Source organism: Gardnerella swidsinskii (assembly GCF_003397705.1).
Classification (GTDB): Bacteria; Actinomycetota; Actinomycetes; order Actinomycetales; family Bifidobacteriaceae; genus Bifidobacterium; species Bifidobacterium swidsinskii.
Map to the genome: position 1 here is coordinate 1 of NZ_QJVB01000001.1, position 24,105 is coordinate 24,105.

The window sequence follows — 24,105 nt, forward strand, 5'->3', positions numbered from 1 at the left end:
AGACGCGACGAACCGCCTACAAGCTCTTTACGCCCAATAATTCCGGATAACGCTTGCGCCCTACGTATTACCGCGGCTGCTGGCACGTAGTTAGCCGGCGCTTATTCGAAAGGTACACTCACCCGAAGGCTTGCTCCCAATCAAAAGCGGTTTACAACCCGAAGGCCTTCATCCCGCACGCGGCGTCGCTGCGTCAGGGTTTCCCCCATTGCGCAATATTCCCCACTGCTGCCTCCCGTAGGAGTCTGGGCCGTATCTCAGTCCCAATGTGGCCGTCCGCCCTCTCAGGCCGGCTACCCGTCGAAGCCTAGGTGGGCCATTACCCCGCCTACAAGCTGATAGGACGCGACCCCATCCCATGCCACTAAACACTTTCCCAACAAGACATGCGTCAAGTTGGAGCATCCAGCATTACCACCCGTTTCCAAGAGCTATTCTGGAGCATGGGGCAGGTTGGTCACGCATTACTCACCCGTTCGCCACTCTCACCAGTCAGCAAGCTGACTAGATCCCGTTCGACTTGCATGTGTTAAGCACGCCGCCAGCGTTCATCCTGAGCCAGAATCGAACCCTCCACGAAAAACTTCAATGAAGAGCCAACAAAAGGCTCCAATATTAAAAAGAAAAAGACGAGACATTCTTTAAGGAAAGAACATCCCAACAAAAAACCTCACCACCATTTAACCATCTCTCAGGCACCCTGCAATCTGCAAGGCAGGCAATGAACTGGCAATAATTAACTAATAAGTAGTACAGACACGCTCTTGAGTTCTCAAACCACCACCACACCAGCCGGCCCATCAACCTCAACCGAGGAGAACCAGCCGCGCTGAGCAGCAAGAGATAAACTTACACCAACCCACGCTAAAACGCAAACTCACCAAAAACAAACACCCCAAAACCATTGAAAACAAGCCAAAACACCGGCGTGTCGAAAACCACGCAAAAAACACCCAAAAACCAACACAAAACCAGGAACAATAATCAAAACCAACAAAAAATAATCAAAAATAGCCCCAAAAACCTCAAAATCGGGAGTGTCGCGCACCCACGCATTAAGAAAAACAACAACAAATACGCAATTAATACAGAATCAACGCGAAAAAGACACAATAAAAGCCGAAAAAGATGAGATATACGATTAGATAACACAAAAATATATGAGTGCGATATATGGAATACATACGAAATAAGAAATACCTGTATAAATAGATACTTATTAAATAAACTTTTATAAAGAATACAAAGCACATAAAAACACAAAAAGCATAAAGCGCATAAAGAAAAGAAGAAAAGAATAGGATATTAACAGACATTAATAAAAAGAAGGATCAGAAGAATGAGCAACAAGCAATCGAACAGCAAACGCCATATTGTTGTACTAACCGGAGCAGGAATCTCCACAAGTGCTGGCATTCCTGATTTTCGCGGACCAGATGGCGTATGGACTAAGCACCCAGAGCAAATGAGTGTTTACGATATAGACGCGTTTTTAAGCAGCGAAGAAGAACGCATTTACTCTTGGCGCTGGCAAAAAGAGTCACCTGTTTGGAACGCTCAGCCAGGAACAGCACACAAGGCACTTGTAAAACTTGAGAAAGCTGGAATGCTAGATTTAATAGCCACCCAAAACTTTGACGCACTTCACGAAAAAGCTGGCAATAGCCCAGATATTATAGTGAATTTGCACGGAAGCATTGGAACCTCACACTGCATGAGCTGCCACGCGAGCTATAAAACTGCCGATATTATGCGCAACTTAGACGAGCATCCAGATCCGCATTGCAGACGCGCTCTTCCATACCGTAGCAATATGCCTTGCAACGGTTTAATCAAAACAGACGTTGTATATTTTGGCGAGGCACTTCCTGAAGGAGCAATGGAACGAAGCGCGCAAGCAATAGTTAAAGCGGACGAGCTGTGGGTTATTGGTTCCACGCTAGAAGTATTTCCAGCTGCTTCTCTAGTACCGTTAGCCGCGCGTGCAGGAGTGCCTATTACGATAATGAACTTGGGCTCTACACAATACGACTATTTGGCAGAGCGTATTATTCGCGAAGATATTGCGAAAGCTCTGCCAAAATTAGTAGACGAAACTATTGCAAAGTGATTATTGCACAGTAACGCTATTAAAACTATTGCAAAGTAACAGCTATACCTTCCCAAGGCGCAAGCGTACCGTTTTTAAGCGATGTAAGCGCGTGATTCACGTCGTAAGTTGTAACCATTACGTCACGCCCTACAAAAGCGTTAGAGGCGCGATTTTGCAATAATTGCGCGCTCTGCGTAGGTATAGGCACGGTTGAATCAGTCATATTAATCATTACGAGCATGCGTTCTGTAGATTCCGCAGAATTTGCAGCAGATTCCGCAGCAGTCTCTGCAGAGTCATCCTGCTTTTCGCAATCAGATTTAAGCTCGCGCACGAAAGCGTACACGCACTCGTCATCCGCATCGACCAAATTCCAAGAGCCGGCAGAAACAATCGGCTCCGAATGACGCAATGCAATTAAATACTTGTAAAAAGCGTAAACAGAATCCGAATCTTCCATCTGCTCAGCTGCATTAATATCTACGTAGTTAGGATTCACGCTAATCCATGGCTCCGCATTGTTTAGCGACGGAACATTAAAAGGTATGAATCCCGCGTATTTAGAAGCATTCCACTGCATTGGAGTTCGAGAATTATCGCGACCGCGCTTTGCGAGCGCATCCATCATAGACTCCGCCGACTGAATATGCGCTTCTTCTACGCGCTGCTTAAACATGTTCAACGCTTCCAAATCGCGATACTGATCAAGACGAGTAAAGTGCGCGTTAGTCATACCAATTTCTTCACCTTGATACACGTACGGAGTGCCGCGATGCATGTGAAGAAGCATTGCAATTGCCTTAGCGGATCGCACACGCATCTCATCGCTAGATTCACTTCCCCAGCGAGAAAGCGCACGCGGCTGATCGTGATTATTAAAGAACAGGCTCGCCCAACCAGCGTCCGCTACAGCTTGCTGCTGCTCAGCCATCACGCGCTTTAATTCCGTAAGCTTTAGCGGCACAGGATTCCACTTAGTTCCGTTTTCGCAATCGATATCCACGTGATTGAACAGAAATAACATGTCGAGTTCACTGTGAGTAGGATCAGTAATATAAGTATTACGGTGCGGAGAAATTCCCGGAGCTTCACCAACAGTTAAGAAACCTTCGCGCCCTTCGAAAACTTCTGCACGCATCTCACGTAAGAATTCGTCTAAACGAGGACCATCCGAGCAGAACGGGAACGGCGAAGAATAGCCGTCAGCACCAGCTGGAAAATCTTCAATCTGGCAGCCAACTTCCCCAGGCAAACGACCTTCAGAATCAACATGCTTGGAAATTTGCGTAATCACATCCATGCGGAAGCCGTCAATTCCGCGATCCATCCACCAATTCATCATCTTGTACACGGCAGCGCGAACCGCGGGATTTTCCCAATTCAAATCTGGTTGCTTTGGAGAATACTGGTGAAGGAAGTATTCTCCGCGCTTCGGATCGTAAGTCCACGCGGAACCGCCGAAATACGAACCCCACTTATTCGGCTCCGCACCCGGCTCACCAGGCACACAACTTTCACGCGCAGGCCTCCACCAATACCAATCAGCGTAATCACTAGAAGCATCTCTTGAAGCCTGGAACCAAGCATGCTCGTCAGAAGTGTGATTTACTACTAAATCCATCACAACTTTAAGCCCACGCTTGTGCGCGCCAGCCAAAAGTTCGTCCATATCTTCCAAAGTGCCAAAAAGCGGGTCGATATCTTGATAATCGGAAATATCGTAACCGTTATCGTCTTGCGGAGACTTGTAAACAGGGCTGAGCCAGAGCACGTCAACACCTAAATCAGCCAAATAGTCGAGACGTGAAGTGATTCCCTTCAAATCACCAATGCCGTCACCGTTCGTATCCTGGAAGCTTCGCGGATAAATCTGATACACTACTGCATTCGCCCACCAAGGGTTTGGCGTAGCGCCGTTTGTGCGCACGGATTCTGGCAAGTTTGCTCTGTCAAAAGTAGTCATATAAACCCCATTAATTTACGTTAATAAGTATTTTTATTACAGTTTTATTTATTACAAATAATTTTATTTATTTAATAGTATTGATGATTTTAGACTCTAAATTTTATCAGCATATTAGATGTTACGCGCGGATCATAAAAAGCGGCCCGCAGTAAAAACCGCGAGCCGCTCCTCCTTCTCATTCATTGCAAGAGCTATAGGGATACTCTCTAAATTATTGCTGATTATGAAGCTTGAACGCGAGTTCTGCCAAATGAACTCCGTGCGTTAAGAATTCGTGAGTACGGCAAACGTAATCATTTTCGCGACCGAGCTTTGCTATGTAACCATTAATGTAATCGACTTCAGTCTTTCGTCCGCGACTCATATCTTGGTACATAGAAGGATAGTGCAAAGGATTTGCCACGCGACTTACGTAATCAATAGCTTCCATCTCTTGCTGACGCGTATTAACCATACGAATTCCGGCACGATCGCACACATCGTACGCTTCGTTAATAAGCTGACGAGCCATATCCATTGCTCCTGGGTACGAAATAAACTGACCCATCTGAATCTGATACATAGTACACAAAGTATTAATTACGGAATTAAAAATCACCTTCGCCATGCAAGTACCCTTAAAATCTTCCGTAATAGTAGGGTTCAGGCCGGCAACCTTAAAATCGTCTCGCATAGCAAGCTCAACGTCGCTCACCTGCTCATTCAACGCGCACATATTCATGCTTCCAACGCCGACTTTACCAATAAAATCAACGTCTCCAGGGCCGTTCAAAACGGTCGCAATCATGGCAGTTCCACCGTAAATACGATCGTCACTAAAATACTGCTGCAACTTTTCAAAATGACCCCAACCGTTCATTGCAGCAAACACAACCTGATGGTCCTTAAACAGATGCTTGCAACGCTCCAACATTTCCGCGAGCTGCATCTGCTTCATAAACACAATCCACACGTCCGGGTCGCCGTCGTAATCTTCAGGCGTATACATATTAATCGGCACCAAATGACGGTTTTCATGGTCTCGGCTCACCATTACACCACCCTGCTCGCGCACCTTGCTCACGTTCTCATCCCAGGCGTCAATGAAATCAACATGAATACCAGCCGTTTCCTGCAACAAAACGCCATAGCGATATCCCATAGCTCCCGAACCGATCATTGCATATTTCATGCCACTCATAGTGACACCTCCTTTTAGGTAAAAATGTGCTTAGGCGAAATTCGTGCATACATGAAAATTCGTCGAAGCGACTGTAAATATAGTAAAAAGCAGTAAGGCTGATTGTAGTGACTAAAATCAGCCAACTGCTTTTTGGTTTTTATAGCATATTACACAGTTTTAGAAGAATGTCAAAATTCTGCGCATCGGCAAGGCGCGAACGTCAACTGAATATACTTACAATTTATGCATGCATCACCTACTTACAAGTGAAAAAATTGACGAATTTGAGCAACTGTACCGTAAGAAGCTTGTGCGCCAAATCCAGTAGCAGCATATGCAGCTACATAAGAAGCGAGTGACGCTGCATCAACCAACCGCATATCCACAGACAAACACGCAAGCACAGTACCCATAAAGGCATCGCCACAACCCGTAGTATCAACGGCATTGACATGCTGAGCCATAATTCGATGCACCGAATTATCAGCATAATCCAAAACCATAGACCCACGTGAGCCAAGTGTTACTATTGCCTCATTAAAGCCAAACTCATGCATTGCATGAAGCGTATGCTTCCAATCAAATGAATCCCAATCACCGCTATCTGGTTCTGAAATATGCAATAGCTGTGCCATTTCATGCTCATTGACCAGTAAGATATCTGCAGATCGTATAAGATCTTGCGGTAATGTATCCAAAAAAGGCGAATTATTAAGCAAAACTTTTACGCCATGTTCATGCGCTAAGCGAGCGCACATCGTAACCGATTCTAATGGACTTTCCAAGCAAAGCCCTAATACTTTTGCATTAGTAATAGCAGCTTGCACAGATGGCGACTGAATATAATCAATATCAACTTGCGAGTTAGACCCAGGCGCATAAACAATAGTATTTTCGCCACTTTGCGCATCCACTGTAATCACTGTTGCGCCACTGTTGCAATTGGGTACATGACGTACATACGTCGTATCAACACCAGATTCTCGCAAAGCACCAGTAAGAAAATCAGCATTAGCATCATCACCTACAGCACCGAACATACATACGTGCGCACCAAGCTTTGCAGCAGATACTGCCTGATTACCTGACTTGCCTCCAGGCAGTATTCGTATTTCGTTACCTTTAATGGTCTCACCAGGCATAGGAAGACGATTAGCAACAATAGTATAATCCGCATTCATAGAACCAACTATCGCTACAGTAGGCATCTTCATATTTCGTAACGCAGGCAATGTCTCATGTTGCAAAGCCACGTTAACAGGCTGAATGACTTTAATCTTTTCTAAACTCTCTAACGAGTCAAGCATATGATAACTACACATAATTCTCCCTAAATATTGCGCAAAACAAAGCTTAGAATGGAACGCCACAACGCAGCAACACGTTAGAATACGGAGTAGTCTCACCCGTTCGAATCACGAATTTAGCTTGCGAAACAAGAGCCTTAAACCCTCGTTCGCCATCATGCGGCACATAAGTCAATGGCACACCAAGCAAATCCTTGATCCATGTTTCTGGAACATCATCACAAGCTTCTTCCGCCATAATACCAGACTCAAGAACAAGATCATCCTTTATTGATGCAAGCACATCAGGAAATCGCGGTATTCCAAAAACCAAAGCTAAATCAATAACTTCTACGCCCGCTGGGACAGGCAGGCCACAGTCAGAAACAACAAATTGATCCTTATGCCTCAATTTTGCAATAGCAGCTGCTAATTGTGCGTTCAAAATACCATGAGTTAACATAATTCACCCCATATCGTGGCTCATGAAAGTGACATCAACAATGATCATCACCTTCATAACAAGTGCGCCACCACGAACATATATGATAAAAAATCTTATTAAGAAAACAATGGCGTTGAGAACACTAAAGCATACGGTATTAATAAATTTTACTGTTGCGATTATTTTCACGAAAGCATCATGAATGCTCTCAACACCATATAAATTTTGCATTAGCTATATTAATCCATAAAACTACTCAACATAAACTTTAATGTTTATATACAGAATTACATAGTTTTATGCAAATATGTATTACTCAAAATCACCCACATTCTTTATTGTCACTGTTTTCACAGTAATTGGTTCAGTCTTTGGAACACTTTGCCCTTTAATAGCTTTTACAGCAGCAGCAACGGCGGAACGACCAAGTTCCTTTGGCTGCTGAGCAATTGTTCCAGCCATTGCGCCGGCCTTAATAGCTTTCATACCGTCAACAGTGCCATCGAAACCGACTACTTTAATTTCTTTACCAGCTTTAGCTCCTAATGCTTGAATGGCACCTAATGCCATCTCGTCATTTTCGGCGTAAATGCCGGTTGCATTCGGGTGCGATTGCAACAAATTAGTAGCCACATTTAATGCTTCAGCACGGTCAAAGTTAGCAGTTTGTTCTGCTACAACTTTAATATTTGAATATTTCTTAATACGATCTTTGAATCCTTTGCCACGGTCGCGAGTAGAAGCCGCTCCAGGAATACCTTGCAAAATCAAAACTTCACCCTTTTCGCCCATACTATTAGCTAGCGTGTCAGCAGCCTGAGCACCACCAGCAACGTTATCGGAAGCAATATGCGAAGTAACTTTTTCACCAGTTACAGAACGGTCAACAGAAATCACAGGCAAGTTCGCGCTTAGCAACGGGGCAACTGCAGGACCAGCAGCATCAGAATCTACAGGGTTAATAATAACAACTTTTGCACCTTGTGATTGAGCATTCTGCGCTTGATCCTGCTGCTTTGCAGAATCATTCTGAGCGTCGGAAACTTGCAAATCAACACCAAGTTTCTTTGCTTCAGCTTGGGCACCATCACGCAAATCCACAAAGAACGGATTGTTCAAAGTAGAAACTAGCAATGCGACTTTATCGCCACCATTAGTACTACCACATGCACTCATGCTGACAATAAGTGCAGATGCTGCTGCAACCGCGCAAGCAATCTTTACGCCTCGACGCATAATTGGATAATTCATCATATCTCCTTTGATTATTGCCCTGTGCTACCGCAAGTTTTAGTTCGATAAATCCACAATGTTGCAGTGACATAAGGCTGATGTTTCACCATCTCTTTACCTTATTGTTACGTAGTTTTGAGTTATAAAGTTCAGTTATAATATTCCAAATCGTCTCAATTCTTGCTGAAAATATTGATTACTCGCCACTTACGAATCAACATTTGCAAGATTCACCTCCTTCCTACGAGAAGATCAAGTTTATAAAAAGTATTAATTTGCTGTCAGTGCGTATCTTCCTTGCGGCGCAAAGTGTCAAGGCTCACAGCAAAGGCAATAACCAAACCAATAACTACTTGCTGCCAGAAGGAGGAAACATTCAAAATATTCAAGCCATTACGAATTACAGCCAGCAAAATTGCTCCTACGAAAGTGCCAGAAATCTTACCTTTACCGCCCGAAAGCGAAGCACCACCGATAACAACAGAAGCAATAGCATCCATTTCATAGCCAGCGGCAGCCTGAGGCTGAGCGGAATGTAAACGACCGGCAATAACTAAACCAGCGATGGCAGCGAAAATACCGGAAAAAACAAACACCATAATTTGCGTTTTATGAATATTGATACCAGAAAGGCGAGAAGCCTCCATATTTCCACCAACAGCATACATAGAACGACCAGTAGTGGTGAAGTTCAGTATTACTGCAGCAATAACACCCATGATAATCATCATCACAATTGGCATTGGAATACCTAATATCTTGGCACCAAAGAAATTCACCATGCCAGAAGTGGAAATAGGACGACCGTCTGAAACAACAAGGGTAAGTCCACGCGCAACAGACATCATTGCCAATGTAGCAATAAACGACGGTAACTTAAGAAAAGCGTTTGCAACACCTGAAATAAGACCAAAAAGCGCACCGGTTACTATGCCTACAACAACAGTTAACACTGGTGGCAAACCCATAGAAACGCCTGTATACGCAACCAACATACTAGAAATTGCAGCCACCGCACCTACTGACAAATCAATACCAGCGGACACGATAACAAAGGTTTGACCGAATGCCAAAATAGCAACTGTCGCAGCTTGAATACCCACATTGAGAATATTCACACTTGTCAAAAATGCTGGCGTGGCGCACGAAAGCGCAGCACACAAGATAATCAAGCCGATAAGAGCGCCATTGCGTGATGCAAACTTTTTCGCTGCAGGCAAAAATCCTTTATCAACTGCACCGTATCCCAAATGCTCAGATTTTGCACTACTCGTAGCAGCCATAATTTATACTCCTTTAACAAATTTTGCTATAACTCACTGCACTGCTGTGTGCAATAAATTGTTGTATGCAAGTTTTACGTTTGATTGGTAACTTTAATTTTTAAGATTTCAATATGGCTCATGTATCAGTTTCATATTGAAAGCAGTAAGGTTTTACTCATTCCTGTATGCTCAAATACCAGATGTATTAAGGTGAGTCACTGCAAGTTCCATCACACTTTCCTGCGTAGCCTCGCTTGCAGCTAATTCACCGCTGATTCTGCCGTTCGACATCACCAATACGCGATCTGACATGCCAAGCACTTCAGGCAAATCTGAGGATGCCATCAGCACAGCACCTCCATTTTCTACGATACTGTTAATCAACTCGTAAATTTCTACACGAGCACCAACATCAACACCACGAGTAGGCTCATCCAGCAATAGCACTTTCACGTTCGCCATAGACCATTTGCCGAACACGATTTTTTGTTGATTACCGCCAGATAGCGAACCAGCGAGTTGATCAATGTTTGCCATACGAATACGCAATTTTTTTGCAGTTTCTTCCTCGCGAGTACGCTGCCCTTTCAAATCCGCAAATCCTGCATGTGCTGTAGGAACTAATGTAGAAATTCCCAAATTTTCTGCAACAGATGCTTCAAGAATCAACCCTTGTACTCGACGATCTTCTGGGACTAAACCAAGACCAGCTGCGATGCTTCCTGCAATATTCGCTTTTGCAATAGATTTACCATCAACAGTTATTGAACCTGAATCATAACTATCTGCACCAAATATTGCACGAAGAACTTCGGTACGACCAGCACCTACCAAACCTGCAAGACCCACAACTTCGCCAGCATGAACGCTGAAGGATACATTTTCTAACGTACCTTTTCGCGTTAAGCCTTCTACTTTTAGCAGCTCTTTGCCTTGACTACGTTTGCCATGAGGGAATTGATTTGTAATATCACGACCTACCATGAGTTTTACAAGTTCCTTCTCAGGAACTTGCGCATCAACAGTATCGACGTATTTGCCATCGCGAAGTACGGTTACAACATCACCAATACGCGCAATTTCATCTAAATGATGAGAAATAAACACCATTCCAACATTTTTGGATTTTAAATCTTCCATAATGTTAAATAACTGTTCACATTCTGGTTTTGTTAGAGCAGCTGTTGGTTCATCAAGAATAAGGATAGATGCATGCTGCATAAGTGCTTTGGCTATTTCTACCATCTGTTGACGAGCTACACCAAGTTGTCCCATTGGCTTATTGACATCTTCATCTAAACCGATAACTTGCAATGCAGATTCCGCACGAGCACGCATCGTCGCGCGACTAACAAAACCAGCTTTCGTAGGAAGCATACCAAGGAACAAATTTTCCATAATAGAAAGTTCTGGCACCAAATTTAACTCTTGGTGAATCACAGCAATGCCCAATTTGCGAGCAGTATCCACATTAGGAATTCGCGCTGTTTCACCATTGATCTCAATATGACCTTTATCTGGCTGATAAATGCCGCTCATCATCTTAATAACTGTTGACTTGCCCGCACCATTTTCACCAAGGAGAACATGCACTTCACCTGGTTTTACTGTTACAGACACATTGTCAACTACCGTAGAATTACCGAATATTTTCGATACTCCTACTAGCGATAGTTCCGTCATGTCTTACCTCTTTCTTCGCTACAGCACCACTGCTGCCACGAAAATGCAATAAATTACGCTACATTACGCTTGTACTTTGGATGAGAATTATGCCGCAATGTGCATGCAAAAACGTAACAACAACGGTACGCTCAGGTGATTGCTGCACACGCTTACAAAGTCACGGTACAAAAATCAATAACAATAGTGTCAAGCTATAGAATAACAGCCTTACAGCTACGCATTTCCTAACGATTCACGCGGAATATACATAGTTTCTACTCGCTGCGATTGAACATCAACATTATGTTCTAACATATCCAAAAAAAGTGCAGCACTAGTACGACCAATGCGCTGAACTTGTTGCGAAATAGTAGAAATACGCGGCGTTGCTAAGCGGAATATTTCAACATCATCAAACGAGATAAGTGAAATGTCACTGCCTATCACTAATCCTTCACGAGCCATTACATCCATCACTCGCAGCGCATCTGGCGAATAACCGACAATAAGTGCTTTTACACCAACGCTAATCATGCGATGCAACACGCTAGCGCATGAGGATTGTTCAAATCCCGTAGATTCTACAAATACATGTTCTTCGCCAAATATCTCCGAAGCCACTGTACGAAATACTTGTTCACGTTCTTGCAGTGACGGTGAAGCGATAATTGGACCCGACACGTAGCCAACTGAGCAAAAACCATGTTGTTTAACATCCAATAATGCTTCACGAATACCTTGCTCTGGATCCGAATCCACAACTGGCACATGCGTCAAATCGCCAGTCCGAGACTCCACATGTCGATCCATAAACATAAGTGGAAGATGCTGCTCCATCAACATTCTCATAGCATCAGTTTCCTCACCTTGAGGCACAATAATCGCACCATCAATGCGTTGAGAAAGAATACTTGTAATGAATGAATCTTGACGAGCTGCACTCTCAGAAGATGTTCCAATAAACGCACAATAGCCGGCATCAAACAACGAGTCTTGCACAGTATACGCAAGCTCAGCAAAATACGCATTGCGTATATCTGGCACAAGTAGCCCCACTGTCTTAGTACGAGATGACCGCATCGCCTGAGCGCGAGAATCTGGTATATAACCTAGTTCCGCAACTGCACGCTCAACTTTCGCCTTAGTGTTTGCCGATATACGACCCGTATTATTCAATGCGCGAGAAACAGTTGATACTGATATACCAGCACGTTGCGCAACATCGCGAATCGTAATGTACGACATGACACCTCCAGCTCATCTCTTATGCTCAACCAGTGTTAACAATTTTGCACTGTTATCGATATGTTTTGATTTTAGCTTGTACTCCATGTTTTATACTACGTTTTTCCATATACTCCTCTCGTTGGAGAAAAACAGCACTATGCAACCATGCATAAGAGCCTCTGTGCAATCTTATTCTCAATGAGCAGCTTCATCAGCGCTGAATAGAATCCGCAATTGAGATAACGTTCCCACAATTGTCGGTTTCTTCAACTTACCTCATGCGGTAACGTTACCGCAACTATAACATTTTGCTAGAATGAACACAAGGGGAACACGCTAAAAATTACTTTTCATGCACTGCGTTATCTTGAATTAAACGCAACATTAAAAAATAATGCAACACTTATCTAACGTTGATGCGCAAAAAAGTTTCGCAAGGGTTGAGCACACTCAGATTCGCATACTGAACCAATGACTTCCGGACGTGAGCCAACATGAGGATCTCGCAAAATATCCCATACAGAACCACACGCACCAAGTTTGGCATCCCACGCCCCGAAAATCACGCGTTTAAGGCGCGTTTGCAGCACAGCTCCAGCACACATAGGGCAAGGTTCAAGAGTTACTACCAGAGTACAGTCAGATAGATTCCAAGATTTACGCGAGGTAGCAGCATCTTTCATAGCAAGCACTTCAGCATGAGCCAAAGGATCAGCGCTCTGCTCTCGCATATTTGCGCCTTTGCCAATAATATTACCGCTACCATCAAGCACAACTGCTCCAACTGGGACTTCGCCTGCAGAAGCAGACTCTCGAGCCAAATTCAAGGCTTGATTCATTGCAAATACTATCTCATCGCGCATATTCATGAAATCACTTTACAAATTAATTTACAGATTAAGAAAAAACAAAATCGAATAAATTTACATAAATCTAAGTAAATTTACATAAGCCCAGAAGAAATATCGTGAGTTACGAACCACTTGCGAATATCGCCAATTTCGTTCATATCAACAGCGTGATCCAACCCGCGATAACGACGTTCTTCAAGCCAAGTGTGCTCCTCAAGCCACGCTGCAGCAGCCGAGAATTCGTAAGGAGGAATCACGCCATCCTCTAATCCGTAGCCGAAAAATACAGGAGTATTACGCTCAGCTAAATCGTTATCTTGTAATGCGATTTCTTCCGAGGAAGCAGGAACACTAGGCGCTATGAACCCGGAAAGCGAAACGGCCGCACGGTAGCGCGAAGGATTCAAACGCAAAACGTGCACCGCGAGCGCAGCGCCTTGCGAAAAACCAAATGGCACAATGTCGCGATTCGCTGGAATATTTTCATGCACCCATTCGTCAATTGCTACAGCAGCAGCATACATATCGTAATCTAAATCTTCTCGCTGCGGCACAGCATCGTGGAACCAACTGTAAGCGCCTTCTGCCAGCTTAAGTGGAGCACGTAAAGCGATTGCATCATTATATGGTGCAACTACTCGCAACAAATCCAATAAATCTTCCTCGTTAGAACCCCAACCGTGAAGGAGCAAAAGCAGCGGATGCGTTGGATGAGCTGAAGCATTCCCTTGCGAATACTGTGCATTCATAACTTTTAAAGGCTCACCAAAACGACCCGGCACAACGTGAGATTCGCGACCAATATGTGGATCGTAAGAATTGTCACCTACATTATTGATATTTAGTTCATCGTTAGTGTTCATTACATCACCGTCGCTTGTAATAAATAAAAGTTTGTACAATACTCGCACTTTTTTGCATTGCAGTTGCAATATAGTTGCCTTATATTTGCACAAAAGGCCAGAATAGTAAGAGACAAAGCCCTTGCAATTCCAGCCTTTTTAACTAGTGCGAACGGCGGGACTTGAACCCGCACGAGCATACGCTCACTGCCACCTGAAGACAGCGCGTCTACCATTCCGCCACGTTCGCATACAAAGTGCAAGGCTATCATATTTAACATAAATTCGCAATATTTAACCTAGCATTTTGCGCTCAAAACTACTCTCAGCCTTTAGAACCGTTTTCGTAATAGTGTGCAAGAGTCTCATCGCGGAACTCTTCAAAATATCCGCCGTCAATAGAAGCTCGAATATCGTCGAGCAGCTTCACAAAGAAACGCTCATTATGAATGGTTGCAAGCGTAAATCCATTCATTTCACTAGCGCGCAACAAATGATCCACATACATTCTGGAATAATGCGTGCAAGTGTAGCAATCGCAGCCTTCTTCAAGCGGACGCTGATCATGCTTAAACTCTGCACGTTTTACGTTGTAGCGACCATGACGAGTAAAAATTGCTCCGTTTCTTCCGCAGCGAGCTGGAGCCACGCAGTCGAAAGTATCTCCGCCGTTTTCAACGCAAGCAAAAATATCATCCACGGCTGCAATACCAAGCACGTGGCGTGGGCGATTTTCCGGCATAGCATCGCAAATCCAAGCGCAAGTATCACCAATAATTCGCTTCTCAATAGCGCCACCAATGCCTACGCCATCAAAATCTAAAGAAGCAATCTGCTCGGCCGCATGCCTACGCAAATCCTCATAATTAGCACCCTGCACAACGCCATACAATGCTTGATACGGCTTGCCTACACGCTCCTCGGTTAAACGCTGATGCTCTGCAACACAACGCTTTGCCCAGCGGAAAGTGCGCTCTACAGATTCCTCTTGATATCGGCGAGTATTCATCAAAGTAGTAAGCTCGTCGAAAGAAAACATAATATCCGCGCCCAGCTTATGCTGGATTCCCATAGAAATTTCAGCACTAAAACGGTGCTTAGCTCCGTTAAGAGGAGACTTAAAAGTTACGCCATCCTCGTCAACAAAAGCCATACGCTCCTTACCGGCTGCAATAACATCATCCGACTTCATGCCAGTAACGTCCATTGCAAGGGTCTTCTTAAAACCAGCACCCAAAGAAAGAACCTGAAAACCGCCAGAATCCGTAAAGGTTGGCTTATCCCAGTTCATAAACTTTCCCAATCCGCCAGCTTCGTCAAGAACATCCGCGCCAGGACGTTCGTACAAATGAAAAGCGTTTGAAAGCATGCACTGAGCGCCCAAATCCTTAATGCTTTCTGGCAACACTGCCTTCATTGCAGCTTGCGTTGCAACAGGTACAAATGCTGGGGTCTGAATATCTCCGTGAGGCGTGTGAATTACGCCGGTGCGCCCATAGCGAGCACCGTCACGACCTTTACCTTCAGCAGTATTGGAAAGTCGCGTTTTAGTTGTAAACGAAAATTCTTTGCGGTCACCAGGCTTCCCAGGCTCAGCTCCGCGTGGATGTTCAAGAAGACTTGTCATAGCATTTACTTTATTAGAAGGCATGACGAGTATAAATAAAAAACACACACAATTTATATTTTTCTGTGACAATATCCAAATTAATTTGCAAAATTTATGAAATTTACAAGGCAAATTATTTAAAAAATTATAAAAAAACATACTATCTCTTACATAGATAATGGCATGGTTTATTATGGTGTGTTAAGAGTCTTTTGTAAGGAGGATGAATGGCTGACGATATGTATGGTGCAAATCAGCAGGAATCCAATGAAACTGCAAATAATGGATATTACGAGCAGCAGGAACAGCCGACGCAACCAGCACAACCAACGCAAACAGCACAAACATATAGCCCAGCTCCTGAATTCGGAGCTTACGGCCCAACAAATAACGAAAATGAAGTTGGTACAAACACTACACAGTATCCAGCTAACAATTACGCCGTAAACCAAAATAACGATGCGGATAATACAAATATCAACAATGCTCCTACGCAATACATTGAATCACAAAATTACTACGGAAATAATAATTTTAACGGCTTCGGAAATCCGTATAATTACGGCACAGACAATAATTCTTACCCAAATAATGAAGTTGGCAATCAAACACCAGCGCAACAGAATTTTAACAATAATGCAAGTAACGAAGAAAATGAAAATATAGCAAAAACAAGCATTATTAGCACAAATGCAGCAAATACGAACGACACAAACAAAAAAGGTAACAAAAGAAAAACAAAAAGCTCTTCGTCAACTGCTTTTGTTGCCATTTTATCCTCCGCAATTTCTGCAATAGTTTGCGTAGTTGTAGTTCTATTTGTAATCTCGCAAGGTCTTATTTCAATTCCACAAAGCGGCTCTTTCGCAAACATCGGCTCTCATTCTTCTGGCCCTGGGACCGCAGTAGTTAAAGGCGGACAATCTCCGGATTGGCAAGGAGTTGCAAAAAATGTTTCCGGAGCCGTTGTTTCTATACAAACTCGTTTAGAGAAAGGCATGGGGAAGGGTTCTGGAGCAATCATTGATTCAAAAGGTTATGTTGTAACAAACAATCACGTAATTGCTAATGCAAAAGAAATTCAAGTAACCCTTTCTAATGGTCAAATTTATTCAGCTACATTAGTCGGAGCAGATAAAACTACTGATTTGGCAGTACTTAAATTAGACAATTCACCAAATAATTTAAAGACAGTCCAATTTGCAGATTCTAATCTGCTTTCCGTTGGCGAACCGGTTATGGCAATCGGAAATCCGCTTGGATATGACGATACAGCTACCACAGGCATTGTTTCGGCTTTAAATCGTCCAGTATCAGTTATGGACGACCAAAGCCGCTCTGAAATTGTAACTAATGCAGTACAAATTGATGCAGCTATTAATCCAGGAAATTCAGGCGGCCCAACTTTTAACGCTGCCGGAAAGGTCATAGGTATTAATTCTTCTATTGCAGCGACATCAGCTCAAGGGGAGACTACAGGATCTATCGGCATCGGCTTTGCAATTCCAGCAAATCTGGTGAAACGAGTAGTTACAGAAATTATTAAGAATGGTTCTGTAAAGCACGTAGTACTAGGGATCATGATTAAAAGCACAGCAGTTGAGTCCGAAGGAATTACTCGCGGAGGAGCTCAAATTGTTTCTGTCAATCAAGGAAGCCCTGCTGAAAAAGCCGGACTCAAAGCCAATGACACTATTGTTGCTTTTGACGATAAGCCTGTATCCAATAATTACGCACTCCTCGGGTATGTGAGAGCAACAGCGTTCAATCAAAAAGCTACGCTCACAATAGTTCGTAACGGCAACACACTTAAGTTGCAAGTTACATTCAACCAAGAAGAAACTGCTGTTAATGGCACAAATAAGCAAGAAAAGAAATTAAAGAAAAACCAAAAGAAGCCTGGTAAAAAACGCGGAAGTAACTCGTACGATGGTGACGATGACGATTTACAACAACGTGGAGATGACGATGGTGACGATGGTGGAATATTTGATCCATTCGGTTTCTGGTAAATAAAACCGCATGTTTTACTATTAAAAAGTAAGACATTGTAATAAAAATGCCCCTAAATAAGTTAGTTAACTTACGCAGGGGCATTTTCATAATGTAATTAAATATATTTAAATGTATTTATATAAATGCGCTAATTATTTTTTACGCTCGTATACAATAATTCTTCCTTCTGAGGTCCCTGCTTTCCAAGATGATTTTGTTTTAGCAATAGTACGCTTAGTATAATGGTCAATATTGTAGTTTAAATACACAAAATAATACCAAGGCTTATCTGATTCTGTGACAAAGAATTTAGGTTCTTTCTTTGCTTTGCAAGCATCCATTTCATTTGATGCTTGTTCTTGAGATGGCTGCTCATTTGTAATAAACGAACTATTCTTATAACTGCAATCAATAAGATTCTTTGAGAAATAAGGATTTGCTGTAATAAGCTGCCACGAATATTGATGAATATCTTCAAATTCAGGAACGATAACATTACCTTGTTTATCCGTTTTTTCATCTTGATGTAGCCAAGACGTTACGAATCGCATGTTTTCAGCATGATTTTGCTTAATAAATTGCGCAAGTGCACGCGAGCCCGAATAGTCGAATCGAATATCGTTAACGCAAGAATACGCGTTCCAAATCAAGCTTGGGGATAATAAAACAACAATAATAATGCCAGCAATAACTTTGCTTCCGGCAGATTTACTTGCAGATTTACTATTGCTATTTTCAGCTTTATTTGCAGCTTTGAACAACCTAAAAATAATCGCCGGAATATCTTTAGATTCCAGTGGCTTACGCGCAATGCACATCCAAAGTTGAGCTACGAAGAATGCAAAAACGATTCCTGCGTGGTGCAAAGTGAAATATTGCGTGGCAATTGCCGCAAAAGTCAAGTAAGGGAGTATCAAAGAAACAAGCATGCCCCTTCGATAAGCGATTCTTACAGCGAAAGACCATATTAAAATCGAAATAATAACGCAAATAATTGCGGACGGTACGCTTAGTGTAAGTCTGCGTAAAGAGACATCGCCGGCAAATTGAGTGAACATACTTTCTGATGGCATAACGAAAATAAATGACAAGAATTGCGTAAGAGGAGAATTTCCGTCGAATGTTTCACGCGATGCGAAAGCGTTAGCAGCAGGCCAAATGCAAATAATGCTTGCAATTCCAACTAAAGCAAGGATTATCCAGCTTACTAATCTGTTAGTGTTAGAGACTATTTCAGCGAAAGCTTTTTTAATTCCTGCAGATTTTACAACTCTCCAAATCCACGCAAAAGCAAAACCTGCTGCTAAAGCAATGCCATACGCGCTGATTGCACATAAAAGTACAAGACTTAAAGCGAGTTTCCAAGTATCAGAAGACTTAGAATCAGATTGTTTCCAATAATGCGCAACCATGAACAAAACCGCGCAAAGAAGAGCATACGGGCGTGAAGTAACGCCATATTGGAAGCACAAAAAATACGTAAACGGAAGCAAAAACACAGCCAATTTACTAAAAGGCGCGCGGAAAATAAGCCAGCCACCCAAAAGCGCAGTGCATAGAAGTTGCACGCCTTTAAGACCAATTTCGTATGGAACTCCTGTTTTTGCAGGTATGGAAAGAAGCAAAGTCCAAAGCGGCGGATGGCCTTCATAATGTGGTCGAAGAGTTAACAAATCAGCAAACGAAGAATCGCGTGCAATAAGCCAACTTTGAGCTTCATCAAACCAAGGCTCGTGGAAGCACATAACTGCTACGACGACAGATAGGTATGCAATAAAAATAAGCGAACGAGCATTCTTTACGAACCATAATTTATTTGTTGTTTTTAAAGTTTTTGTCACATTTAAAGTTTTTTTTGTTTTTGACGTACTTGTGTTCGTATTTGTACCTGTATTTGTAACAGTATTTTCGTTCATAAGTGTTTTATTTTCTTCTATAGTATTTTCGCTAATATGCATATTTCTATTTAATTATTTCTTTCAAAATTGCGTAAGTACTAAACTTCAGCAAATCCAAAGCCCCAACCAAATAAAATCACGCTAACACCGTAACAATACAGTGCAAGCGTGATTTTAAAGTTTGAAAATTTCAGTTTTGATTCAATGCAGCCAAACGACGAGCGTTAGCAACAGCGTACAAACTGATGCCTGCTGCAACAGAAGCGTTAAGAGATTCAACCGCGCTAGAAATTGGGATTCCAGCAATAGCATCGCACGCTTCTCTCGTAAGGCGACTCATGCCCTTACCTTCAGAGCCGAGCACAACAACTAACGGATCAGTTTCAAAGCCAGTTTCTCCAACAAGCTTATCGCCGCCGCCATCAAGACCAATTGCATACCATCCGCGCTCTCGCAAACCTTGAATTGCCTTATTTAAATTAACAACTCTAGCAACTGGCAAATGAGCTGCAGCACCAGCAGAAACCTTCCAAGCAGCAGCAGTTACGGAAGCACTTCTGCGCTCAGGCAAAATCACACCATTAGCACCGAAAGCTGCTGCAGAACGAATAACAGCACCCAAATTTTGAGGATCCGTAACGCCATCCAAAGCAATAAACAATGGTCGAGCATTAATGCGAGCAGAATCTGAATCAGCAGCTTCCATTGCGCGCGCCTTCTTTTCCGCTCGTTCAACCAATTCTTGCAAAGAGTGATACTGGTAAGGCTGAACTTTCAAAATAATGCCCTGATGATTCGTACTATGCGCAATACGATCCATTTCAAGGCGATCCGCTTCAAGCAAACGCAAACCCTGCATGCCTGCTAACTTCACGATTTCGCGCGTGCGATCGTCATGCTCAATGCGATTAGCCACATACAATTGAGTGCTTGGAACTCCAACTCTTAACGCCTCTAAAGCAGCATTGCGACCAATTACCAACTCATCTGAATCGCTACCAAGCTTATCCACTCTGCGGCGCGCAGCCAAACGCGGATCTGCAAATGTGCGCTTAATAGCAGCTTTCTTAGCAAAATAAGCTTTGTGATACACGCGATCTTCAGCCTTCGGAGTAGGACCTTTTCCGCGCAAAGCATTGCGATGTTTTCCACCCGACCCCTTGGTCGGCCCTTTTTTCGTAGTCATACTCCTATTCTCACATGCCCCCAAGGCATTGTTTAATAGCTTTCTGAAGCTGGCAAAGTCTGCTGATTCTAAGCTCGGCGCGTTGTATGGCATAATAGAACGGTACTTAATTGTTGCAAACTATTGCAATATTCCACAACCGCGCAATAGTTACAATACGAAGCGCTAAAAATAGCGTTAGCATTGCGATTATTGACTACTCCGCGGCACTCCCAAGGGGGAAGATATGGTTGATCACGCTCTTGATCAATCCAATAAAACAGCTGACTCTTCAGCTAATAGCAAAGATCCATCATTGTGCGATGTTCAGCAAGTAGCTAAATCACTTAACGTAGATATTACATGCGGTTTAAGCTCTGAGGAAGCTGCAAAAAGACTTAATCAATTCGGCCCAAATGCACTTGCTGCTGCTCCTAAAATTCCAGCATGGAAACGGTTCCTTGATCAATTTAAAGATCCGCTCGTTTACTTGCTTATTGCAGCAACTATTATTTCTGCAATTGCGTGGTTTGTTGAGCGCGCACAACATAAAGGAAACAGCGGTGGAGAGATTCTGCCGTTTGATTCAATCGTAATTATCATTATTTTGATTGCAAACGCAGTGCTTGGCTACATTCAAGAGTCGCGAGCAGAAGAAGCAGTCGAAGCTTTAGCTAGAATGAGTGCTCCGCAAACTTCAGTTTTGCGCGATGGTAGCGTGGTGCGCATTAATACTGCAGAAGTTGTGCCAGGCGATATCTTAGTGCTTGGCGAAGGAGATGCCGTGTCTGCAGACGGTCGACTTATAGCAGCGGCTTCATTACGCGTAGCTGAGGCAAGTCTTACAGGCGAATCTGTTGCAGTAAGCAAACGTCCGAATACGCTTTCGTCTGCAAAAGCTTTAGGCGATCGCACAAATATGGTTTTCAACGGAACTGCTGTTACGCAAGGAACCGGTCGCGCTGTAGTCACCTCTACAGGTATGCGCACACAAGTTGGCAAAATCGCGGATATGCTTTCAAAATCAGATGACGAAGCAACACCTCTCGAGAAAGAAATGGTACACGTTTCTAAAGTTCTTGGAATTGCGGTGTGCATTATTGCAGCTGTTGTTCTTGCTTCCATGTGGCTGATTGAAGGCTTCCACAGTATTCAAGATATTATTGATTCTCTGCTGCTTTCTGTTTCCCTAGCTGTTGCTGCTGTTCCAGAAGGTTTAGCTGCGATTTTGACAGTAGTTCTTGCGCTTGGCGTGCAACGAATGGTGAAGCATCATGCTGTTGTAAAAAAGCTTTCATCCGTGGAAACACTTGGTTCTGCTTCTGTTATTTGCTCCGATAAAACAGGCACCTTAACTCGAAACGAGATGACTGTTGAACGCGTAGTAACACCTAGCGGCGAAGTTCAGCTTACAGGAAGCGGCTACAAGCCTGAAGGACGCATGATATTAATTGGTTCTGCGGACGCAGATTTAGCAGTACCGCAAAATCTTGCTACAGAAGTATTAGGCGCGTTAGGCTCCGGATGTTTGGCCAACGACGGCGATTTACATTATGACGAAACTACTAAAAGTTGGCAGCCAGTTGGAGACCCTACAGAAGTTTCGCTAGTAGTAGCAGCTCGTAAAACAAAAGCGGACAAACGTTACGCTCATTTGACTCGAGTTGCGGAAGTACCTTTTACTTCTGAACGCAAACGTATGTCTGTTGTTGTTAAAGATGGTTCGGATTCTGGAAATCTGATTGTTTGCGCTAAGGGCGCTCCGGACGTGTTGCTTTCTTATTGCACGCGTATTGCAGTAGCTGGTGCCGTGCGTCCGCTTACTGACGGCGATCGCGAAGATATTTTAGCAACTGTTGAACGTCTTTCTGGAGAAGCCTACCGCACGCTTGGAATGGCTTATAGGCCGCTTGGAGTCGATAGTCTTTCAAAAGTTGATGGCATGGTTTCTAACGCTGCAGGTCAAATCGCGGACGTTGCGGAACAAAGTGACGTACTAGAATCTGATTTGATTTGGAATGGTATGGTTGGAATTATTGATCCTCCGCGAATTGAAGTTCGAGATAGTGTAGCTCAAGCTCATCGCGCTGGAATCCGTACTGTTATGATTACAGGCGACCATCCTCTTACGGCTACGCGTATTGCTCGAGATCTTGGAATTATTGGAAAAGATGAGCATGCACTTACAGGCGACGAACTTGACGAATTGCTTTCACGCAACGACGATAATATTGCTTTTGATGAAGCTATCAGTAAAACTAGCGTGTACGCGCGAGTAGCCCCTGAGCACAAGTTAGCTATCGTTTCTTCGCTTCAACGTCAAGGAAACATTGTTGCTATGACTGGTGACGGCGTAAACGATGCTCCAGCCGTAAAGTCTGCCGATATTGGCGTTGCTATGGGCATTACTGGTACAGAAGTAACTAAAGAGTCTGCCAAGATGATTTTGGCTGACGATAACTTCTCTACAATTGTTGCAGCAGTGCGCGAAGGTCGCGGAATTTTCGACAATATTCGTAAATTCTTGCGATACTTGCTCAGTTCTAACGTTGGCGAAGTCTGTACTGTTTTCGGCGGCGTTGTTTTCGCTGGCGCACTGGGAATTACACAGCCAAACTCTGTTGGTGTAACTTTGCCTTTGCTTGCAACTCAGCTTTTGTGGATTAACTTGCTTACGGATGCAGCTCCTGCACTCGCGATGGGCGTTGATCCGCAAACTGACGACGTAATGGATCGAAAGCCTCGAAAGCTTACCGATAGCGTTATTGACCGACGAATGTGGGGAGATATTGTATTTATCGGCATAATCATGGCTGCTATTACGTTAATCGGTATGGATATGCATTTGGCAGGCGGATTCTTTACAGACCGTTCTGTTGGAATTATGGATCACGCTGCTCAGCTTACTCACGCTCGCACAATGGGCTTTACAATTCTTGTGTTTGCGCAAATGCTGAATGCGTTAGCATCTCGTTCAGACTCACAAAGCGTATTTGTAGGCTTATTTGCAAATCGTTGGCTTTGGGGTGCTATAGCAGTTTCTGTTGTGCTTCAGTTGGCTGTAATTTACATACCGTTCTTGAATGAGCCATTTGGCACTGTTCCTTTGAGTGTAACGGAATGGTTCGAGTGCCTTGGTCTTTCAATGGTCGTGTTAATTGCTTCCGAATTGCGTAAATGCGTGCTTCGTTTCATTGCAAAACGTAAAGCAGCGAACGCCTTAACTATTGCCGCTTAATAAAATACATTATTAAGCTGTTTTGCAAATACGCGGTACAGTACGTAGTTTTCTTACATAACCTACGTTTCTGTGCCGCGTTTTGTGTTTTTATTTTCTATAAAATTTTTTGCTTATTGCTCATGAATATTTATTTGTTTTCAGGAAATAGCTTGCAGAATACTCA

General features: G+C 43.3%; 16 protein-coding genes, 1 tRNA gene and 1 rRNA gene. 3 read left to right on the forward strand and 15 right to left on the reverse strand.

Going from position 1 to position 24,105, the window contains the following annotated elements:
- Positions 1–580 (reverse strand): 16S ribosomal RNA (locus D0T18_RS00005); the annotation flags it as partial.
- Positions 581–1,339: 759 nt separating this feature from the next.
- Between D0T18_RS00005 and D0T18_RS00015 the strand changes: the two genes are divergently transcribed.
- The gene (locus tag D0T18_RS00015; RefSeq protein ID WP_116440286.1) at positions 1,340–2,110 is read left to right on the forward strand and encodes an SIR2 family NAD-dependent protein deacylase; all 771 of its coding nucleotides are present in this window, start codon (positions 1,340–1,342) and stop codon (positions 2,108–2,110) included.
- A 25-nt stretch (positions 2,111–2,135) separates the two neighbouring features.
- Here the strand turns inward: D0T18_RS00015 and D0T18_RS00020 are convergent, their stop codons facing one another.
- The 12 genes from D0T18_RS00020 to tgt all read right to left on the reverse strand — a co-directional run bounded on the left by D0T18_RS00020 (position 2,136) and on the right by tgt (position 15,685).
- Entirely contained in the window at positions 2,136–4,055 is a 1,920-nt protein-coding gene (locus tag D0T18_RS00020) for an alpha-glucosidase (protein ID WP_116440287.1), read from the reverse strand.
- A gap of 214 nt (positions 4,056–4,269) precedes the next feature.
- Complete coding sequence (locus tag D0T18_RS00025; protein ID WP_116440288.1) at positions 4,270–5,238, reverse strand: ketopantoate reductase family protein; 969 nt, start codon at positions 5,236–5,238, stop codon at positions 4,270–4,272.
- A 242-nt stretch (positions 5,239–5,480) separates the two neighbouring features.
- Positions 5,481–6,527 carry a ribokinase gene (locus D0T18_RS00030; protein ID WP_004109420.1) on the reverse strand — a complete coding sequence of 349 codons (1,047 nt, stop codon included), beginning with the start codon at positions 6,525–6,527 and terminating at the stop codon, positions 5,481–5,483.
- 46 nt (positions 6,528–6,573) lie between these two features.
- Complete coding sequence (gene rbsD / locus D0T18_RS00035) at positions 6,574–6,969, reverse strand: D-ribose pyranase (protein ID WP_004109421.1); 396 nt, start codon at positions 6,967–6,969, stop codon at positions 6,574–6,576.
- Between the two features lie 294 nt (positions 6,970–7,263).
- Complete coding sequence (locus D0T18_RS00045; RefSeq protein WP_420870290.1) at positions 7,264–8,202, reverse strand: D-ribose ABC transporter substrate-binding protein; 939 nt, start codon at positions 8,200–8,202, stop codon at positions 7,264–7,266.
- A 263-nt stretch (positions 8,203–8,465) separates the two neighbouring features.
- Positions 8,466–9,467 (reverse strand): ABC transporter permease, encoded by a 1,002-nt coding sequence (locus D0T18_RS00050; RefSeq protein ID WP_004109423.1) that lies wholly within the window; start codon positions 9,465–9,467, stop codon positions 8,466–8,468.
- Positions 9,468–9,638: 171 nt separating this feature from the next.
- Entirely contained in the window at positions 9,639–11,132 is a 1,494-nt protein-coding gene (locus tag D0T18_RS00055) for a sugar ABC transporter ATP-binding protein (RefSeq protein ID WP_033888531.1), read from the reverse strand.
- A gap of 216 nt (positions 11,133–11,348) precedes the next feature.
- On the reverse strand, positions 11,349–12,359 hold the full coding sequence (locus D0T18_RS00060) for a LacI family DNA-binding transcriptional regulator (protein WP_004109425.1): 1,011 nt from the start codon (positions 12,357–12,359) through the stop codon (positions 11,349–11,351).
- A gap of 389 nt (positions 12,360–12,748) precedes the next feature.
- Positions 12,749–13,210 carry a nucleoside deaminase gene (locus D0T18_RS00065; RefSeq protein WP_064622043.1) on the reverse strand — a complete coding sequence of 154 codons (462 nt, stop codon included), beginning with the start codon at positions 13,208–13,210 and terminating at the stop codon, positions 12,749–12,751.
- Between the two features lie 74 nt (positions 13,211–13,284).
- Positions 13,285–14,055 (reverse strand): alpha/beta hydrolase, encoded by a 771-nt coding sequence (locus tag D0T18_RS00070; protein ID WP_004109429.1) that lies wholly within the window; start codon positions 14,053–14,055, stop codon positions 13,285–13,287.
- Between the two features lie 146 nt (positions 14,056–14,201).
- Positions 14,202–14,284 (reverse strand) — tRNA-Leu (locus D0T18_RS00075).
- Between the two features lie 75 nt (positions 14,285–14,359).
- Positions 14,360–15,685 (reverse strand): tRNA guanosine(34) transglycosylase Tgt, encoded by a 1,326-nt coding sequence (tgt, locus tag D0T18_RS00080; protein WP_004109431.1) that lies wholly within the window; start codon positions 15,683–15,685, stop codon positions 14,360–14,362.
- 185 nt (positions 15,686–15,870) lie between these two features.
- Between tgt and D0T18_RS00085 the strand changes: the two genes are divergently transcribed.
- Positions 15,871–17,655, forward strand: coding sequence for a S1C family serine protease (locus D0T18_RS00085; protein ID WP_116440290.1), 1,785 nt, complete (start codon positions 15,871–15,873; stop codon positions 17,653–17,655).
- A gap of 135 nt (positions 17,656–17,790) precedes the next feature.
- On the opposite strand, the gene D0T18_RS00090 is transcribed toward D0T18_RS00085, so the two are convergent.
- Together D0T18_RS00090 and rlmB are read right to left on the reverse strand one after the other, a co-directional pair.
- Complete coding sequence (locus D0T18_RS00090) at positions 17,791–19,596, reverse strand: ABC transporter ATP-binding protein (RefSeq protein WP_116440291.1); 1,806 nt, start codon at positions 19,594–19,596, stop codon at positions 17,791–17,793.
- Positions 19,597–19,726: 130 nt separating this feature from the next.
- Positions 19,727–20,722, reverse strand: coding sequence for a 23S rRNA (guanosine(2251)-2'-O)-methyltransferase RlmB (gene rlmB, locus D0T18_RS00095; RefSeq protein WP_064621762.1), 996 nt, complete (start codon positions 20,720–20,722; stop codon positions 19,727–19,729).
- A gap of 226 nt (positions 20,723–20,948) precedes the next feature.
- Between rlmB and D0T18_RS00105 the strand changes: the two genes are divergently transcribed.
- A complete protein-coding gene (locus D0T18_RS00105; protein ID WP_064621761.1) occupies positions 20,949–23,939 on the forward strand; it encodes a cation-translocating P-type ATPase in 2,991 nt (996 codons plus the stop codon).
- Positions 23,940–24,105: the final 166 nt, after the last annotated feature.

Excerpts from the sequence above, each read along its gene's own strand:
- rlmB (WP_064621762.1), bottom strand. The coding sequence starts at position 20,722 with ATGACTACGAAAAAAGGGCCGACCAAGGGGTCGGGTGGAAAACATCGC.
- D0T18_RS00050 (WP_004109423.1), bottom strand. The coding sequence starts at position 9,467 with ATGGCTGCTACGAGTAGTGCAAAATCTGAGCATTTGGGATACGGTGCA.
- D0T18_RS00065 (WP_064622043.1), bottom strand. The coding sequence starts at position 13,210 with ATGAATATGCGCGATGAGATAGTATTTGCAATGAATCAAGCCTTGAAT.
- rbsD (WP_004109421.1), bottom strand. The coding sequence starts at position 6,969 with ATGTTAACTCATGGTATTTTGAACGCACAATTAGCAGCTGCTATTGCA.
- D0T18_RS00105 (WP_064621761.1), top strand. The coding sequence starts at position 20,949 with ATGGTTGATCACGCTCTTGATCAATCCAATAAAACAGCTGACTCTTCA.
- D0T18_RS00025 (WP_116440288.1), bottom strand. The coding sequence starts at position 5,238 with ATGAGTGGCATGAAATATGCAATGATCGGTTCGGGAGCTATGGGATAT.
- D0T18_RS00055 (WP_033888531.1), bottom strand. The coding sequence starts at position 11,132 with ATGACGGAACTATCGCTAGTAGGAGTATCGAAAATATTCGGTAATTCT.
- D0T18_RS00030 (WP_004109420.1), bottom strand. The coding sequence starts at position 6,527 with ATGCTTGACTCGTTAGAGAGTTTAGAAAAGATTAAAGTCATTCAGCCT.
- D0T18_RS00090 (WP_116440291.1), bottom strand. The coding sequence starts at position 19,596 with ATGCATATTAGCGAAAATACTATAGAAGAAAATAAAACACTTATGAAC.
- D0T18_RS00020 (WP_116440287.1), bottom strand. The coding sequence starts at position 4,055 with ATGACTACTTTTGACAGAGCAAACTTGCCAGAATCCGTGCGCACAAAC.
- D0T18_RS00015 (WP_116440286.1), top strand. The coding sequence starts at position 1,340 with ATGAGCAACAAGCAATCGAACAGCAAACGCCATATTGTTGTACTAACC.
- D0T18_RS00070 (WP_004109429.1), bottom strand. The coding sequence starts at position 14,055 with ATGAACACTAACGATGAACTAAATATCAATAATGTAGGTGACAATTCT.
- D0T18_RS00085 (WP_116440290.1), top strand. The coding sequence starts at position 15,871 with ATGGCTGACGATATGTATGGTGCAAATCAGCAGGAATCCAATGAAACT.
- D0T18_RS00060 (WP_004109425.1), bottom strand. The coding sequence starts at position 12,359 with ATGTCGTACATTACGATTCGCGATGTTGCGCAACGTGCTGGTATATCA.
- D0T18_RS00045 (WP_420870290.1), bottom strand. The coding sequence starts at position 8,202 with ATGAATTATCCAATTATGCGTCGAGGCGTAAAGATTGCTTGCGCGGTT.
- tgt (WP_004109431.1), bottom strand. The coding sequence starts at position 15,685 with ATGCCTTCTAATAAAGTAAATGCTATGACAAGTCTTCTTGAACATCCA.